Source organism: Guptibacillus hwajinpoensis (assembly GCF_005144865.1).
Taxonomy (GTDB): Bacteria; Bacillota; Bacilli; order Bacillales; family Guptibacillaceae; genus Guptibacillus; species Guptibacillus hwajinpoensis_A.
Genome location: NZ_SWFM01000006.1, coordinates 171,493 through 188,245, shown reverse-complemented (window position 1 = coordinate 188,245; position 16,753 = coordinate 171,493). Strand labels below are relative to the sequence as shown.

The window sequence follows — 16,753 nt, the reverse complement described above, 5'->3', positions numbered from 1 at the left end:
GCCGCCAGCGTTCGTCCTGAGCCAGGATCAAACTCTCCGATAGAAAGCTTAATCTAGCTTTTAAAACAATGTTTTGTTTCCGTAGAAACAACTACTTACATGGCGTTTCGTTCAGTTTTCAAAGATCAATTTGTTTCTTTCGATGTCGTTTTCAGCGACTTTATTAATTTACCACATTAACTCAGTCGAAGTCAACAAGTTTTTTTAATTCATTTTGTTGCCTCGTCATTCCTTCGCGGCGACAAGTAATAATATACCACGGAGAAAAAATACGGTCAACCCTTTTGTTGATATTTTTTCTCCGTTCTATTAATTCCTTATATAGCTTTGTACTCACGTATGAATATTCCAGCACCTTTAGTCTCACTTCGATGAACTTCAATTAGATTTTTATCAATCATATATTCAAGAAGCGCCCCAAGATCTATGCCATAATCTTTTAATTGTTCGTCTTCCATTAATTCCTGATATGTCCATGCACTGTTACGTTCATTCATGACATTTCGTATATGAACTGTTGCATTATTAGATTTAGAAGATAAAGAGAAGTCGTTAGCTAAAAGAAGCAATTCAAGACGTTTATCTAGAGGGTCTTCTCCAGATAATAGCTCGGTGTACAATTTGAAAATTTCTGGCTCAATATGTTTCACCTGATTCCAAACTGTAATCTCTGGGTGAAAACCATGTTCAATTACTGAAAGACGAGCTAGATGGTGCAAAGCATGAAGGATAAAGTTATAAGCATCCATATATTGCTTAGAAGCAAATAATTCTTTTCCTTCCGTATATCTTCTAATAAGTCGAGCAAATTCAACACCTATTTTTCGTGTCCGCTCTTCATAAGGGAAGTCACGAATACGCTCTTTTAATCCGGCTATGTATTCATTACGGTCAAAAATGATTTTACCATTCACAAGCCACGCAACTAGGCGACGGTGACTACCAGATCCTAACCACTCATTAACCTGTTGTTCTGATACTACGTGCATAGCAGCCTTCTTATCTTCAAATTCATAGTGTTTTACGAACCATGACTTTTCATCATTATTTACAATGATCAATAAAACAACATCGAAATTGTCTGTCAGTGGATGAAACGGCTTCGTTTTTTCAATCACCAGGACACCGAGTGTATCGGGATGACTGGCTCTCTCTTGATAAATCGGCCTTAAAAGGTTCTCCATCATTGTATCCTCCAGAAGTATTTATACTTAATAATACCATTTGTTAAAATCCATTTTACCTTTTACCGTATAAACTTAAGTATTCAACAGTCCACATTATAAATCCTGTAATAAATTAAGCAACCTATATTTGAAATTTGTATGTAGTCTAACAAGGAAAGTGCTTACACCCTATGCATATGCTATACTTGTGTGCAGGAGGGACATGCAATGCAACTAAAGTATACCAATAAGATTAATAAAATTCGTACGTTCGCACTGAGTCTTGTCTTTATCGGAATTGCGATTATGTATATAGGAATATTTTTCAAGACTTCTGTTTTTCTTATGACCGCCTTCATGCTAATTGGATTTCTTGCAACGATTGCTAGTGCTGTTGTGTACTTTTGGATCGGAATGCTCTCTACAAGAGCTATTCAAGTAGTTTGTCCAAATTGCGAGAAGCCGACCAAAGTTCTAGGACGTGTAGATGCATGCATGCACTGCAAACAACCACTAACAATGGATCCAGAACTTGACGGCAAAGAATTCGACGAGAAATACAACATTAAGAAAATCCAGAAAAAACAGTCATAACAAGAACAAAGGCTTCCTCCATATAATGGGGAAGCCTTTGTTCTTGGCTAAATATCTAATGTTTGCTCTTCTGGCAATCAGGACATTTACCGTAAATCTCCATTCGGTGATCACCAACGCGGAAACCTGTTACTTGTTCCGCAAGTGTTTCTACCTCATCCAATCCAGGATAATGAAAATCTACTATCTTACCACAATCATCACAAATAATATGATAATGATCCGTTGTTACACAATCAAATCGACTAGAAGAATCTCCATAAGTTAATTCTTTCACTAGTCCGATTTCCTTAAATACTCTTAAGTTATTGTAAACTGTTGCAACACTCATGTTAGGAAACTTACCTTCTAGAGACTTATATATTTCATCAGCTGTAGGATGGGACATAGACTGGATCAAATGCTCCAGAATGGCATGACGCTGCGGAGTAATGCGAACTCCTGAACTTTTCATTGCATCAATTGCTTCGTGCAGTTTTTCTTCAGCCATTCGTCATGCACCTCACTTTCAACAAGCATTCTTACTTTGTAATGTTTATAAATAGTGTACATCCTAAAGGTGGGATTTGTCAATAATCGTACATGTAGTAGGGATTACACTATTTTTGATCCTGATGAAGAATACTTTCTTTTTCTCCCATGTGATAGTTAATATATCGAGCAGCTACAAATAGAAAGTCTGAGAGACGATTTAAGAAAGACAGAACGAGTGGATTAGCATCTCCAATCATCGTAGTATTCCTTTCAGCGCGACGAACGATTGTACGCGCTACATGAAGGCTTGCTCCAGATGAGTGTCCACCAGGAAGAATAAAGTTCTTAAGTGGTTCTAATTGTTTTTCCCATTTGTCAATTTGGTTTTCCATTTCATTAATATGCTCTTCTTCAACAGTCCATCCAACCTTTTTACCTTTGGGAGTTGCAAGTTCAGCGCCTACATGGAATAACCAGGTTTGTATTTTGTGGAAGATTGTTTGCCACTCTTCTTTTCCGTCAAAATGCGTGTTCTGAACATAACTCAAGGCGAGACCAATCTGAGAATTCGCTTCATCACATGTTCCATATGCTTCTACTCGTACATCATTTTTCGGTACACGTTGCCCGTACACTAGAGATGTTTCACCCTTATCTCCTGTTTTCGTATAAATTTTCATTTCAATACCCCCTATCAGGATCAATTACGTTTTTCATATCATTAGATTCTTTTAAGTATTTCCTTAAATTATACTTGAATATTTCAATTGCTCTAGGCTGATAGTTATCTGAGATAGCCGAATGATGAGGTGTCACTGTAACAGTATCCATTTCCCAGAACGGATGAGACGGGTCAAGTGGCTCATTTTCGAATACATCAAGCACAGCATGTTTCACTTCGCCAGCATTAAGACTGTCGAGTAGCTCTCGTTCATTTACAGTATCTCCTCTACCAATATTGATAAATACTGCTGATTTTTTCATCTTTTCGAAATGCGATTTTCTAAAATAATGCCTGGTGTCCGTCGTGCTCGGTAAAACACCAACGACGTAATCACACTTTGGAAGCATAGAAAGGATATCTTCATTCTTATAGATTTCATCAAAATGGTCTGCATCATGCCCTGTTCGATTTACTCCGAGCGTTTTCATTCGAAACGCATGAGCAAGACGACCAATTTCACAGCCGATAGCTCCGGTTCCTACGACACCAATTGTACTACCTGTGATTTCTTTCATCGGAACGTTTTTCTTCCAAACTTTTTCTGATTCATTGGCTATCACCTGTTTCGCTTCTCTCGCAACCTGTAGCATCACAGAAATCGTGTATTCTGCCATTGGGATGCTATGAATACCTCTTGCATTTGTAATTAATATGCCTCTCTCTTTAATTTTTCTTAACGGCATACGCTCAAGACCTGCAGAAAGAACCATAATCCATTTAAGGCGTGTAGCTTTTTCAATGTGGTCGGAAGATAGATCCTCACCATATGTAAGAAGAATCTCTGCTTCAGATAAAAAAGGTTCCGCTTCCTTCATTGATTGTTCGAACTGAAACGTTACTTCAGGGTATTCCTCTTTAAGCTGCTCCCTAATCTCAGATCGCAACTTGGCTGTTGATAGAATCTGCACCTTTTCATCCCTCTCAAATTAATTAACTTCTCCTCGCTTTAAGTATAGCTGATTTTTATTAATGTTCTAAACGAAACAATCTTGTCCATATAAAAATCTGCTGAAAGATCATCCATATTAAATTTCTTCGGATACAAAAAAAAGAGCGCATGACGCGCCCCCTACAGAAGATATGATCTACTATACTCTATGTATCTGAACAAAATAGGTATAGTCGGATGCCCTTGAGACAATCGTCTTAAGAAAGATTTTCTTTAATGTAAGTCAAAGCTGATTCCACATGCTCTTTAACGCGAACCTTACGCCATTCTTTAACGAGGGTTCCTTCTTTGTCTATAACGAATGTAGAGCGAACAATACCCATGTATTCTTTGCCGAAATTTTTCTTTAACTGCCATACATCATATGCTTCCGCAGCTGAATGGTCTTCATCAGCAAGAAGAAGGAAAGGCAGATCGTATTTATCAATAAATTTATTGTGCTTTTCCACAGGATCAGGGCTAACACCTAGAATTACGGTATCGAGTTCTTCAAATCCTTCAATATGATCTCTAAAATCGCACGCCTGGGTCGTGCAGCCCGGAGTCATGTCTTTAGGATAGAAATAAAGCACCACGTTCTTACCTTTATAATCTTCCAAGGAAACCAATTCTCCAGTACTTGCTTGAAGCTTGAAGTCAGGAGCTTTTTGACCAATTTCAACACTCATTGTTACGCCTCCTTTAATCATCTTAAGTTAAGCGTAACGAAATTCATGCGAACTTACAACTTCGGGCTTTCGCGATAATCAACGATGGTCGTGACAAAAAATGCGGCCGGCATTAAGTAACCGATTAACGCCTCAAAAATCGCAATCCATCTTCCAACTCCAATTGGAGTAAGATCTCCATAGCCAACCGATAGAAGCGTGACCGCACTGAAATAAAGGACAGATTGAACTCTTGTAAGCGGCGTTAACGTCATATCCGCAAGATCCACTTGTCCTTCCTGAAGAACAGGGATATCAAGTATAACTAGACTTAAATACATACTTCCAAAAGCGATAATCATTGTTAAATAAACAAAGAATAACAGAAACATCTTATAAACAGAAAGAAGACTACCCGGTACCCTCGTTCTTTTCATAAGAGCTACCATACTTCTCCCAACACTAATAAAAGCAAGAACAATTGCACAAGTGATTAATAAGAGCATTAGAATACACCTCATAATAAGTTTATGAAGTGGTTCTGTACTTTAGGACGAACTATTTTGATACAAGTGTCGTGTAGACGACCATCCGCTACTCATGTGTGCCTGCATCAAAGAACAACGAAATTTTAAAGAAACGGTTGTTGAAGATTACCATTTGGTGGATAAAGAACATTACATTATAGAAGGTTTCGGTAACAAAGAAATGATTTTTGGAGCCTTGCAATCTCTGAAAGCCGAACAACAGGAAGTTCTTCAACTTATCTATTTAGAAGGATATAGTCAAGCCGAAGTAGCCTTTAAAAAGAAAATTCCACTTGGGACTGTGAAAAGCCGTGTGAGACTTGGAATGAAAAAATTAAAAGAAACGATAGACTTATCACTTCTAAAACTTGCCTAAAGAAAAGGCCCTTTTGTAATAGATTGTTGTTTTTGAAAGAGGTTTTGAATAAAAACACAAACCAAACTTGATTGGAGCAAAATCAACCATCACTCTTTTAGCAACTACCTCTACGTAAATATCAAAAAAGTCCAGAGGGGATCTCCCCTCTAGACTTCTAATTACCGGCACCTCTATATTTAGTTACTCCAATATTCCACATAAAGATAGCAAATCCAAAAAACGCCACTCCCATAACTGGTGTAAGAAAAGCATACCCATACCACTCTTCTCTACCAAGGAAATAAGCTGATGGATAGACGCCAACGAATGCGAATGGGAGGATCCATGTTAATACAAAGCGTATCACTTTATTATAAATATCGACTGGATATCTACCATAGTTTCCGATGTTATACATCATCGGCATGATGCTGGTTCGACTATCTGACCAAAAGCTAATGCTTGCTAGCAGAATGAAAATACCAGCGTATACAAAAGCACCACCGAGAACCATAAATAGAAACACAATCGGATCATACCACGAGACATTTAAATCAAGACGGTTACCTGCGTAAACCATAACAGCTATCCCCGTTATAACTCCAAACAGTGATTCAAGTTCCATTCGTTCTAGGATAATTTGGAACAAGCTGTGAACTGGTCTTGTTAGAATACGGTCCATTTCTCCCTTAACAATGTACCGTTCGTTAAAATCCCAAATGTTAAAGAATGCTCCAAAAATAGCAAATGGAACAAGAAAGAACCCATAAATGAAAATAATTTCATCTTTTGACCAGCCGCTAAGCATATCCGTGTGACCAAATACGACTAGAATGAAAATAAGATTAACCGCTTGAAACAACAAATCAGACATGATCTCCATGAGCATATCGACTCGATAAGTTAATCTTGTTTTCATATATTGCGATACATATAGAAAGAAAATAGTAGCATGTTTCATTCGTTACCCTCCCTGCACAATCAACCGTTTTTTAGCAATAACCCAAAGCGCTTGAATTGGTAGTATAAGAATAACAGCCCAGACAAGCTGGAATAGAATTGCTTCCCATACAGCAAATCCAGTAAAGCCTTCTGTAAAGATCATACTAGGAATATAGCTGATCGCTTGAAACGGTAGGAAGTCCATAACCTGCTGAGCCCAACCAGGATAGAAGCTGATTGGAAGCAACAAGCCTGAAAACAAATCGATAACAACGCGCTTAGCACGAATCAATCCATCGTTGTTGAAGAAGAAGAATGTCATCACACCAGTTAGCAGGTTAATCTGTGTATTCACAATAAAACTTAAAATAATAGCAATTGTAAAGAACATCCATGTTGATAAAGCTGCTGAGAATTCAATCGGAAAAATGAGACTTACGATAATCATCCCTGGAATGGAGAAAAAGCTTAAACGAAAAATACCTTCTCCAAGTCCCTGCATCGTTTTCATCATTAAGTAATGGTAAGGTCGAATAAATTCAACTGCGACCTTTCCCTCTTTAATTTCCTGAGCGATTTCTCGATCAATGTTATTAAAATAAAAAGCTCTTGCCATCCATGCAACAGCAATATACGTTGTCATCTGGATAACAGATAACCCCTCAATTTCCCCTTTTCCACCGTATATCGCATTCCAAAGAAAATAGTATGCTCCAATATTAATACTGTAAATCAGGATACCGCTATAGTAGTTTGTCCGATAGGCAAGCATCATTAAAAAACGAACGCGAATCATTTCAATGTACTTACCCATTGAGCATGCCCTCTTCATAGATATTTCGAATAATCTCTTCAGTCGAAATTTCATGAATCTTAATATCCGTAATCCTGTTTGCTGCTACGACTCGACCAATCACTTCAGAAATGACATGCTCTTCATTCACAACGTTAGCAATCCAAACATTGTCACGATCGCCCTTAGTCCATTCCGCTTGGAGTTCGGTCAATAACGGTTGCAAATTCTCAAGGTTAACCTGTTCACCAAACTGAAATTCAATTTGCTTCCCTTCCCCCCAATTCGAACGAAGCTTTGCAAGCTTTCCATCATAAATGATCTGTCCTTCATCAAGCATAACTACACGTTCGCAGAGTGCTTCAATATCAGTTAAATCATGCGTTGTTAGCAAAATGGTCGTTTTATATTTCTCGTTAATCTCTTTTAAGAAATTTCGGATTTTTAGCTTTACGAGCACATCAAGACCAATCGTTGGCTCATCAAGGAATAAAAGCTTGGGGTTATGAAGAAGAGCAGCTGCTAGCTCACATCTCATTCTCTGACCAAGAGAGAGCTTCCGAACAGGCTTATCAAGTAATGGCCCGATATCAAGTGACTCAATAACATGATTCATGTGGTCATTGTATACGTCATCAGGTACATTATAGACCTTTTTAAGTAATCGGAATGACTCTTGAACAGCAATATCCCACCATAGCTGTGAGCGTTGACCAAATACAACACCAATTGAGCTAACAAATTTCTCGCGTTCTTTATGTGGGTCCATGCCGTTCACTCTTACAGTCCCAGAAGTTGGTGTTAATATTCCCGTTAGCATCTTAATACTCGTAGACTTCCCAGCTCCATTTTCACCGATATAACCGACCATCTCACCTTCATTAACTGTAAATGAAATATCTTTAACCGCAGAAATCACTTTATAATTTCTTGTAAATAAATCTCGAAACGCTCCTTTAAGACCTGAGCGGCTCGAGTGAGATTTAAAATCCTTGCGCAATGATTGCACGTCAATAACCTTTTCCATACGTCTTCCTCCTTTAAACACACACCAATCTAGTTTACAAGAGCTTACCCTAATAAACAATGAATGAGCATCTGTCTTTAGCGGTATAAGGGTTTCGTAACTCGTGCTACAATGTAAGATGATAAATGAGCAATACAAGGAGGTAACTATGAATTTCACAAAATCAGAACAACATCATAAAGAATCACTCGATATTATGCTAGGTGGTGTAAATAGCCCATCCCGCTCTTATAAGGGAGTCGGTGGCGGTACACCGGTATTTATGGAAAAGGCAAAAGGCCCTTATTTCTGGGACGTTGACGGAAATAAGTACATAGACTATCTGGCAGCATACGGGCCAATTATAACTGGCCATGCTCACCCTCATATTACACAGGCGATTACAAAAGCAGCCGAGAATGGCGTTTTATACGGTACACCTACCGTTTTAGAGAACCGCTTCGGATCAATGCTTCAAGAAGCAATCCCTTCTCTTGAAAGAGTCCGTTTTGTAAACTCAGGTACAGAAGCAGTAATGACTACAATCCGTGTCGCAAGAGCCTATACTGGGCGAGATAAAATCATTAAATTCGCAGGATGCTACCATGGACATTCTGACCTTGTTCTTGTCGCTGCAGGTTCAGGGCCAGCGACACTTGGCAACCCTGACTCTGCAGGTGTTCCAGCAAGTATTGCGAAAGAAGTTATTACTGTTCCATTTAACGATATTGAAGCTTATAAAGAAGCCATGAACAAATGGGGCGATCAAGTTGCAGGCGTTCTTGTAGAACCGATCGTGGGTAACTTTGGAATAGTTGAACCAGAAGAAGGCTTCCTTCAACAGGTGAATGAAATCACACATCAATATGGAGCACTTGTTATCTATGATGAAGTTATTACTGCGTTCCGTTTCATGTACGGTGGGGCTCAGAACCTACTTGGCGTTGAGCCGGATATGACAGCTCTCGGGAAAATTATCGGCGGTGGATTACCGATTGGTGCCTATGGCGGCAAACGAGAAATTATGGAGCATGTCGCTCCGCTCGGTCCTGCTTACCAAGCTGGTACAATGGCTGGAAATCCTGCTTCCATTTCTGCAGGTATTGCCTGCCTTGAGGTCCTTCAAGAAGAGGGCGTTTATGATCATCTTGATAAACTTGGAGAACGCCTTGAGATTGGAATTCATAAACACGCACAGGAATCTGGCGTTCCAATTACGATTAATCGCTTAAAAGGTGCATTAACTGTATACTTTAACAACGAAAAAGTTATAAATTACGAGCAAGCGGAGAACTCCGATGGTGGAAAATTCTCGAGGTTCTTTAAGCTCATGTTAAATGAAGGCATCAACCTTGCTCCGTCAAAATACGAAGCATGGTTTCTAACAACTGAGCATACCGATCAAGATATCGATGATACGCTTGAAGCAGTCAAACGCACATTCATTAGAATGGCAGAGTAAGCTGACGCATAAGAAAAGGCAGAATGGATTTAATTCATTCTGCCTTTTGTACTATTCTTTTAATTAATGAAAAATAGGGCTTGCTATAGAGAGCATTCCGATGTATAACTAGAACGTTCTCTTATGTTTAAATGAGTCAATAGAGGATACTCTCTATACTATAAGTACTCAACGAAAGGACTAATATTAGAATGAAGTTTGGTGCCCGTATATTTAAAACAGGGCTTGCGATTACACTCGCACTTTACATTGCAACCTGGCTTGGTTTAGAACCTCCGTCTTTTGCTGGGGTAGCTGCACTATTTGCTATTCAACCATCAATCTACAGGTCTTACCAAACCATTATCGATCAGTTTCAATCCAATATTATCGGAGCCTTGCTTGCAGTTGGTCTTGTGATCGTATTTGGTAATCAGCCTATTGTCATTGGTCTTGGTGCAATCATAATCATTGCAATTAACATTAAATTAAAGATTGAGAGTACGATTCCACTTGCAATCGTTACCGTCATACTCATAATGAATGCACCACAAGAGGAATTTATCTCATTTGCTACAAACCGGTTTTTCGTGATTATGGTTGGAGTCATCAGTTCATCTTTTGTGAACTTGATCTTCCTACCTCCGAAATACGAAACGAAGTTATTTCATAAAATCGTAAGCAATACAGAATACATTTCACAGTGGATTAGACTAGCTACAAGAAATGATGCTGAACACAAAGTGTTAAAAGAAAATTTGATTAAGTTAAAAGAAGACACAATCAAAAGCGATCAGTACTTTCTACTTTATAAAGAAGAGAGAACCTACTTTAAACGAAAGAATCTTGTCAAAGCACGAAAGCTAGTGCTGTTCAGACAGATGATAGCTACTACTGAAAAATCTTTATCTATATTAAAGATTCTTGATCAACTTGATGTGAAAATTCTAATCATGCCAGATGAGGTGAGAAAACTCATTCAAACACACCTCGATCAGCTCACCAACTATCATGAACGTATCCATTTGAAATACATTGGAAAAGTAAGACACCAGTCACCTGAAGAAATGCTCAATAATGTTGGTTCTGGTGAGACGACCTTAACTGAGCGCTACGTGGAGCTATATGAAAGTGGTGAATGCAACCGGGAGCTATGGATGACGATATTTCCTCTAATTGGGATGATTATTGATTATCATGATCATCTCGAGCACCTAGATCTACTAGTCGATAGCTTCCACTCCTATCATCAAGAAGAGAATGAAGTTGATATCCAGGAACTTCACGCCAAATAGAAAAAAATCAGCCGGTTTCGGCTGATTTTTCTATTTCTTCATTTTTGGATCAAGTGCATCCCTGAGGCCATCCCCCAGAAGGTTGAATCCAAGGACGGTTAGCATGATGGCAAGACCTGGGAAGAATACTGTCCATGGTGCCTGGATAATATAGGAGCGCGAATCTGCAAGCATTTTTCCCCACTCAGGCTGAGGTGCCTGTGCACCAAGCCCCAGAAAGCTAAGTGCTGCCGCTTCTAGGATAGCTGTTGCAATTGCAAGAGTACCCTGAACAATAATCGGTGCTAGTGAATTCGGAAGAACATGATGAAAAATAATTCGCGAATCCTTCATGCCAACGGCTCTTGCCGCCATCACATACTCCTCCTGTTTCACACTTAATACTCGTGAACGAACGAGTCGACCAAAGTTAGGAATATTAATAATGGCAATCGCAATCAAGGCATTTCTTAGTGATGGTCCAAGTACAGCTACAACAGCAATTGCAAGAAGGATACTTGGAAACGCAAGCATAATATCAAAGATACGAGAAATAATCGTATCAACAAGACGTCCATAATAACCCGCTACCATCCCAAGTAAGCTACCTACAGCTGCTGAGCCGAGTACAGCAAAGAAACCAACCCATAGTGAAATGCGAGCACCATAAATAATACGTGATAAAATATCTCGTCCAAAATCATCTGTCCCAAACCAATGGCTTGCTGAAGGTGATTGAAGACGTTCGGATAACTTTTGTTCATTTATTCCTTCCGGTGCAATAACGCCAGCGAAAATGGCAAGAAGAATGAAGAAGAGAACAATCCCCATGCCGACCATTGCCAGCTTATTTCTCCTGAATCCCTTCCAGGCTTCACGCCATGGTGATATTACTTCTTCGTCTGGTTGCTTTGATACATTTACTTGTTTTTGTGGAGCAATTTCAGCCATTTCGAAGCCCCCTTAGTTGTATTTGATTCGAGGATCAATTGCAGCATATAGCAGATCGACAATTAGATTAATGAATACAAAGATTACTGCAACAATCAAAATACCAGACTGAATAACAGGGTAATCTCTGAAATTAATCGCATCATATATATAACGACCGATACCTGGCCACCCGAATATTGTTTCAGTAAGAATAGCACCGCCAAGTAATAGACCCATTTGAAGACCGATAACAGTCAAAACCGGGATGAATGCATTTTTGAGAGAATGCTTGTAAACAACCCAGAACATTCTTGTACCTTTTGCGCGAGCTGTACGAACGAAATCAGATCTCATTACTTCGAGCATGCTCGAACGTGTCATCCTTGCAATGATAGCCATTGGAATAGTACCAAGTGCGATCCCAGGAAGAATCAAATGCTTGATTACTTCGCCAAACTGATCCATACGACCTTGTATAAGTGTGTCAATTAGATAAAGATGTGTAATGGCCTCAACTGGATTCCTTACATTTTCACGACCGGTAGATGGTAGCCATCCAAGCTCAAGAGAAAATGCCCACTGCTCCATTAAACCAAGCCAGAATACAGGCATCGATACACCGATTAACGCAAGAACCATAGCTGTATAGTCAAACCATGAATTTTGATACCAAGCACTAATGATACCCGCATTCACACCAATAAAAATAGCTATTACCATAGCCACAAGTGAAAGTTCTAGAGTAGCCGCAAGATACGGCCAAATCTCTCCACTAATATCAGAACTTGTTCGTAGAGAAGTACCTAAATCACCAGTAAACAAATTCTTAATATAATCTACGTACTGAAGATACCATGGCTGATCGAGTCCGAGCTGTTTTGTTAAACTCTTAATGGCTTCTTCTGTTGCTTGCTGTCCAAGAATAACCTGAGCGGGATCTCCAGGAATTGCTCGAATCATGAAAAAAACGATCAGTGTCATTCCAAATAAAACTGGGATAAGCATTAACAACCGTCTAACTGTATAAGCAAGCATGTAACTCACCTCTTCTTCCTTATGTGCGATTCATGATTGATTTACTACTTATTATGTATTAAATAAATCAACTACTTTAAATAAAGGGGAGTGAATCACTCCCCTCCCATTTTTACTGCATCGTCACTTTTGTTAGCTTATCAGAACCAGTTGGATGTGGAGTGAATCCTTCAATAGATGCTTTACCACCCAATGCTGGTTTTGAGTGTACAAGTGGAATCCATGGTGCATCTTCATGGATGATTTCTTGTGCCTCAGCATAAAGCTTATTACGCTCTTCTTCATCTGGTGTTGATTGTGCTTTAATTAGAAGATCATGTAACTCTTGATTTTCGTAATACGCGTAGTTATTACTTCCAATGTTGTCCTGATCTAGAAGAACATATAAGAAGTTATCCGCATCACCGTTATCTCCAGTCCAACCAAGAAGGAAGCTATCTGCTTCACCATTACGAGCTTTTTCAAGATATGTTGCCCACTCATAAGACTTGATTTCTGCTTTTACACCAATTTCTGCGAAGCTCTTCTGAAGAACTTCAGCTACTTTTTGACCATCTGGCATATATGGACGTGGTACTGGCATAGCCCAAAGTTCCATTTCAAAACCATCTTCGTATCCTGCTTCTTTTAGTAGCTCTTTTGCTTTATCAAGATCATACTCATAAGGTTCAATTTCGTCGTTATAACCACCAATAACAGGAGGCATTGGATTTTTGGCAGGTTCAGCTTGTCCTGCATAGAAAGAATCAATAAGCGCCTGCTTATCAACAGCATGGTTTAATGCCTGACGAACAAGTTTGTTATTTAGTGGCTCACGGTTCGACGTTAAACCAAGGTATCCTACGTTCATAGAAGGACGGAAAAATGTTTGAAGATTTGAATCATCTTCTACTTGTTGAACATCAGATGGGTTAAGTCCATCCATTAAATCAATCTCACCAGCCATTAATGCATTCAAACGAGCTGAGTTATCAGGAATCGCTCGGAAAATAACGCTATCAAGCTTTGGATAACCATCCATCCAGTAGTCTTCATACTTATTAAGTACAATTTTGTCATTACGGTTCCACTGATCAAAAACGAATGGTCCAGTACCTACGGGATTCTCACCAAACTTGTCTCCCTGCTTTTCAAGTGCATCGGGACTCGCAATAGCAAATGGTGACATGGCAATGTTCTTAAGGAATGGTGCCTGTGGACGCTTAAGCTTAAATTCAACAGTGTAATCGTCCTTAGCCGTTACACTTTCAATCACGTGACCTTCATCGCCTTTAAATCCACCAAACATTGATTTGTAATAATAAAATGCTTCTTCAGTTCCATTCATCCAGCGTTCGAAGTTATATACAACAGCATCCGCGTTGAAATCTGTGCCGTCATGGAATTTCACACCTTCACGAAGTGTGAAAGTATACGTTTCCCCATCATCAGAAACTTTCCACTCTGTTGCAAGCGCTGGCTCTACATCTGTATTGTCATCGCCGTAATCAAGTAGTGTATCAAAAATGTTCTTTGTTACTTTAAACGATTCCCCGTCTGTAACAGATGCCGGGTCTAGAGATACTGAATCTCCACCACGGCCGAAGATCAATGTGCCACCGGTAGCCTCACCGGAGTCACCTCCATCATTGCCATTCGTTTCGTTTGAACCGCCGCAACCAGCAAGTCCAATCGAAAGAAGCAATACAAATACTAACGAAAAAATAGTCTTTTTCATCGTCTTCCCCCTTAAGAAATTGTTTTTATTTATACATGGTCTTCTTCATACAGATGACACGCTGTATGGTGTCCCGGTTCTATTTCCCTGAATTCAGGAACAACTGAGCTGCACACGTCCATCGCCTTTGGGCACCTTGTATGGAACGGGCATCCGGATGGCGGATTTGATGGGCTTGGCACATCTCCTGTAAGTATAATTCTGTCTTTCCCATATTCAGGGTCTGGAACTGGTACTGCTGAAAGAAGAGCCTGTGTATACGGATGTTTCGAATTCAGATAAAGCTTTTCACTATCTGCCATTTCAACAATACGACCAAGATACATGACCCCAACTCGATCACTAATGTGTCGAACAACCCCAAGATCATGTGCAATGAACAAATATGTTAATCCAAGCTCTTTTTGTAGATCTTCTAATAGATTTAATACTTGAGCTTGAATTGAAACGTCAAGTGCGGAAACTGGTTCATCTGCAATAATTAGCTTAGGATTAACGGCAAGCGCTCGTGCAATACCGATTCTTTGCCGCTGTCCACCACTGAACTGATGTGGATATCGTTTTGCATGATAAGAACTGAGACCTACGATTTCCAGTAGTTCTTTGACTCGCTTTTTTCGCTCTGCTTTGTTCCCGAGCTTATGAACAATGAGAGGTTCTTCGATAATTTTTTCAACTGTGTGCCTTGGATTAAGTGAAGCGAAGGGATCTTGAAACACCATCTGAATATCTTTCCTCAGATGCCGCATCTCGTTCTTACTAAGCGAAATCATTTCTTTTCCATCAAATAGAACTTCGCCTTCACTAGGCTCAAGAAGTCTCATTAACATACGACCTGTTGTAGACTTCCCACACCCACTTTCTCCAACTAGACCGAAAGTTTCTCCTTTATGTAGCGTGAAGGTTACCCCATCAACTGCTTTTACTGTCCCTACTTGCTGTTTAAGCACGCCTCCCTCGATTGGGAAATGCTTCTTAAGCTGTTTAACTTCGAGCAATGCTTCTTGCAAAATAGGTGCCCCCTTTAGCTATTTACTCTCTCTAATACAGCTGCTTTCTTCTCGTCTTCGTGAAGCCAGCACCTAGCCTGTTGATTTGATCCAGCATCAAGTAGAACAGGATCTTCTTCAAAACATTTGTCAAAAGCAAAGCTACAACGCGGTGCAAAATGACATCCTTTATGAATTGAACCTGGTTTTGGAACGTTACCCGGTATCGAATACAGTCTGTCTTTTCGAACCCGAACATCAGGGACAGATTCAATTAACCCAATCGTATACGGGTGTTTCGGTTGCTGGAAGATATCCTTTGTATTTCCTTGTTCAACGATTTTTCCAGAGTACATCACCACAATGCGATCACAAATTTCTGCTACAACACCAAGATCATGAGTAATGAGGATAATGGATGTATTGGTTTCTCGATTCAACTTCTTCATCAGCTCAAGAATCTGGGCTTGGATCGTTACATCAAGTGCTGTTGTAGGTTCGTCCGCAATCAGCACTTCTGGATCACATGCCATCGCCATGGCAATCATGACACGCTGACGCATCCCACCAGACAACTGGTGAGGGTACTCATTCATTAATTCTTCTGCTCTAGGAAGACCAACTAGCTTTAAGATCGAAATTGCGTGCTCCCAAGCTTTCTTTTTGTTCCATTTTTTATGTATGCGAATGCCTTCGATAAGCTGGTTACCAATTCGAAAAACAGGGTTGAGTGATGTCATCGGCTCCTGAAAAATCATGCCGATTTCATTTCCCCTTATCTTTCTCATCTCTTTCTCCGATTTAGTAAGAAGATTCTCGCCTTTGTATGTAATTTCCCCTCCAACAACTTTCCCTGGAGCTTGAATGAGTTGCATGATGGATAGTGATGTTACGCTTTTCCCAGAACCGGATTCACCTACAATTCCGAGTACCTCTCCTTTGTTGATATGAAAATCTACGGAGTCGACTGCCGGAATTTCACCATCATCGGTAAAAAAGTGAGTTTTTAACTTGCTGACGTTTAAGACTGGCTGTTCCACTCTCTCACCCCTTTCTCCAATTTCAGAATTTTTTAATTTAACTAAAATCTGTTTATCATTATTACATTAAATTGTTCTCTTGGCAATGTGTATTGAGGAAATTTTCTGTCTTTTTTTGACGATTATACGCATTAATGTGCATAA

18 protein-coding genes are annotated in these 16,753 nt (G+C 39.6%); 4 read left to right on the top strand and 14 right to left on the bottom strand.

The window, feature by feature from the left end:
* Nucleotides 1-317 precede the first annotated feature (317 nt).
* Nucleotides 318-1,184: a nucleotidyltransferase-like protein gene (locus FBF83_RS17675; protein WP_136948468.1), complete on the bottom strand. Its 867-nt coding sequence runs from the start codon at nucleotides 1,182-1,184 to the stop codon at nucleotides 318-320.
* Nucleotides 1,185-1,394: 210 nt separating this feature from the next.
* Here FBF83_RS17675 and FBF83_RS17670 point away from each other — a divergent pair, with 210 nt between their 5' ends.
* Complete coding sequence (locus tag FBF83_RS17670) at nucleotides 1,395-1,760, top strand: YgzB family protein (RefSeq protein WP_136948467.1); 366 nt, start codon at nucleotides 1,395-1,397, stop codon at nucleotides 1,758-1,760.
* Between the two features lie 55 nt (nucleotides 1,761-1,815).
* On the opposite strand, the gene perR is transcribed toward FBF83_RS17670, so the two are convergent.
* The 5 genes from perR to FBF83_RS17645 all read right to left on the bottom strand — a co-directional run bounded on the left by perR (nucleotide 1,816) and on the right by FBF83_RS17645 (nucleotide 5,060).
* Complete coding sequence (gene perR, locus FBF83_RS17665; RefSeq protein ID WP_136948466.1) at nucleotides 1,816-2,250, bottom strand: peroxide-responsive transcriptional repressor PerR; 435 nt, start codon at nucleotides 2,248-2,250, stop codon at nucleotides 1,816-1,818.
* Between the two features lie 109 nt (nucleotides 2,251-2,359).
* Nucleotides 2,360-2,914 (bottom strand): cob(I)yrinic acid a,c-diamide adenosyltransferase, encoded by a 555-nt coding sequence (locus FBF83_RS17660; RefSeq protein WP_136948465.1) that lies wholly within the window; start codon nucleotides 2,912-2,914, stop codon nucleotides 2,360-2,362.
* A 1-nt stretch (nucleotide 2,915) separates the two neighbouring features.
* Nucleotides 2,916-3,866: a D-2-hydroxyacid dehydrogenase gene (locus FBF83_RS17655; protein WP_136948464.1), complete on the bottom strand. Its 951-nt coding sequence runs from the start codon at nucleotides 3,864-3,866 to the stop codon at nucleotides 2,916-2,918.
* 238 nt (nucleotides 3,867-4,104) lie between these two features.
* Nucleotides 4,105-4,575: a thioredoxin-dependent thiol peroxidase gene (gene bcp, locus FBF83_RS17650; RefSeq protein WP_136948463.1), complete on the bottom strand. Its 471-nt coding sequence runs from the start codon at nucleotides 4,573-4,575 to the stop codon at nucleotides 4,105-4,107.
* 53 nt (nucleotides 4,576-4,628) lie between these two features.
* The gene (locus tag FBF83_RS17645; protein WP_169525609.1) at nucleotides 4,629-5,060 is read right to left on the bottom strand and encodes an ion channel; all 432 of its coding nucleotides are present in this window, start codon (nucleotides 5,058-5,060) and stop codon (nucleotides 4,629-4,631) included.
* A gap of 157 nt (nucleotides 5,061-5,217) precedes the next feature.
* On the opposite strand from FBF83_RS17645, the gene FBF83_RS17640 reads away from it, so the two are divergent.
* Nucleotides 5,218-5,457 (top strand): sigma factor-like helix-turn-helix DNA-binding protein, encoded by a 240-nt coding sequence (locus FBF83_RS17640; RefSeq protein ID WP_169525607.1) that lies wholly within the window; start codon nucleotides 5,218-5,220, stop codon nucleotides 5,455-5,457.
* Between the two features lie 157 nt (nucleotides 5,458-5,614).
* Here the strand turns inward: FBF83_RS17640 and FBF83_RS17635 are convergent, their stop codons facing one another.
* The 3 genes from FBF83_RS17635 to FBF83_RS17625 are packed head-to-tail and all read right to left on the bottom strand — an operon-like array spanning nucleotide 5,615 to nucleotide 8,201.
* Nucleotides 5,615-6,400, bottom strand: coding sequence for an ABC transporter permease (locus FBF83_RS17635; protein WP_136948460.1), 786 nt, complete (start codon nucleotides 6,398-6,400; stop codon nucleotides 5,615-5,617).
* Between the two features lie 3 nt (nucleotides 6,401-6,403).
* Nucleotides 6,404-7,195 carry an ABC transporter permease gene (locus FBF83_RS17630; protein WP_136948459.1) on the bottom strand — a complete coding sequence of 264 codons (792 nt, stop codon included), beginning with the start codon at nucleotides 7,193-7,195 and terminating at the stop codon, nucleotides 6,404-6,406.
* Entirely contained in the window at nucleotides 7,188-8,201 is a 1,014-nt protein-coding gene (locus tag FBF83_RS17625) for an ABC transporter ATP-binding protein (RefSeq protein WP_136948458.1), read from the bottom strand. The genes FBF83_RS17630 and FBF83_RS17625 overlap by 8 nt, the downstream gene beginning before the upstream one ends.
* A gap of 148 nt (nucleotides 8,202-8,349) precedes the next feature.
* Between FBF83_RS17625 and FBF83_RS17620 the strand changes: the two genes are divergently transcribed.
* Nucleotides 8,350-9,642, top strand: coding sequence for a glutamate-1-semialdehyde 2,1-aminomutase (locus tag FBF83_RS17620; protein WP_136948457.1), 1,293 nt, complete (start codon nucleotides 8,350-8,352; stop codon nucleotides 9,640-9,642).
* A 191-nt stretch (nucleotides 9,643-9,833) separates the two neighbouring features.
* On the top strand, nucleotides 9,834-10,916 hold the full coding sequence (locus FBF83_RS17615; RefSeq protein ID WP_136948456.1) for an FUSC family protein: 1,083 nt from the start codon (nucleotides 9,834-9,836) through the stop codon (nucleotides 10,914-10,916).
* 30 nt (nucleotides 10,917-10,946) lie between these two features.
* Here FBF83_RS17615 and nikC read toward each other — a convergent pair whose 3' ends face one another.
* The 5 genes from nikC to FBF83_RS17590 form a co-directional block, all read right to left on the bottom strand.
* Nucleotides 10,947-11,846, bottom strand: coding sequence for a nickel transporter permease (gene nikC / locus FBF83_RS17610; protein ID WP_136948455.1), 900 nt, complete (start codon nucleotides 11,844-11,846; stop codon nucleotides 10,947-10,949).
* Nucleotides 11,847-11,858: 12 nt separating this feature from the next.
* A complete protein-coding gene (locus FBF83_RS17605) occupies nucleotides 11,859-12,863 on the bottom strand; it encodes an ABC transporter permease (RefSeq protein ID WP_136948454.1) in 1,005 nt (334 codons plus the stop codon).
* A 112-nt stretch (nucleotides 12,864-12,975) separates the two neighbouring features.
* Nucleotides 12,976-14,580: an ABC transporter substrate-binding protein gene (locus FBF83_RS17600; protein WP_136948453.1), complete on the bottom strand. Its 1,605-nt coding sequence runs from the start codon at nucleotides 14,578-14,580 to the stop codon at nucleotides 12,976-12,978.
* 29 nt (nucleotides 14,581-14,609) lie between these two features.
* Nucleotides 14,610-15,590, bottom strand: coding sequence for an ABC transporter ATP-binding protein (locus FBF83_RS17595; RefSeq protein WP_136948452.1), 981 nt, complete (start codon nucleotides 15,588-15,590; stop codon nucleotides 14,610-14,612).
* Nucleotides 15,591-15,604: 14 nt separating this feature from the next.
* The gene (locus FBF83_RS17590; RefSeq protein ID WP_136948451.1) at nucleotides 15,605-16,609 is read right to left on the bottom strand and encodes an ABC transporter ATP-binding protein; all 1,005 of its coding nucleotides are present in this window, start codon (nucleotides 16,607-16,609) and stop codon (nucleotides 15,605-15,607) included.
* Nucleotides 16,610-16,753 lie beyond the last annotated feature (144 nt).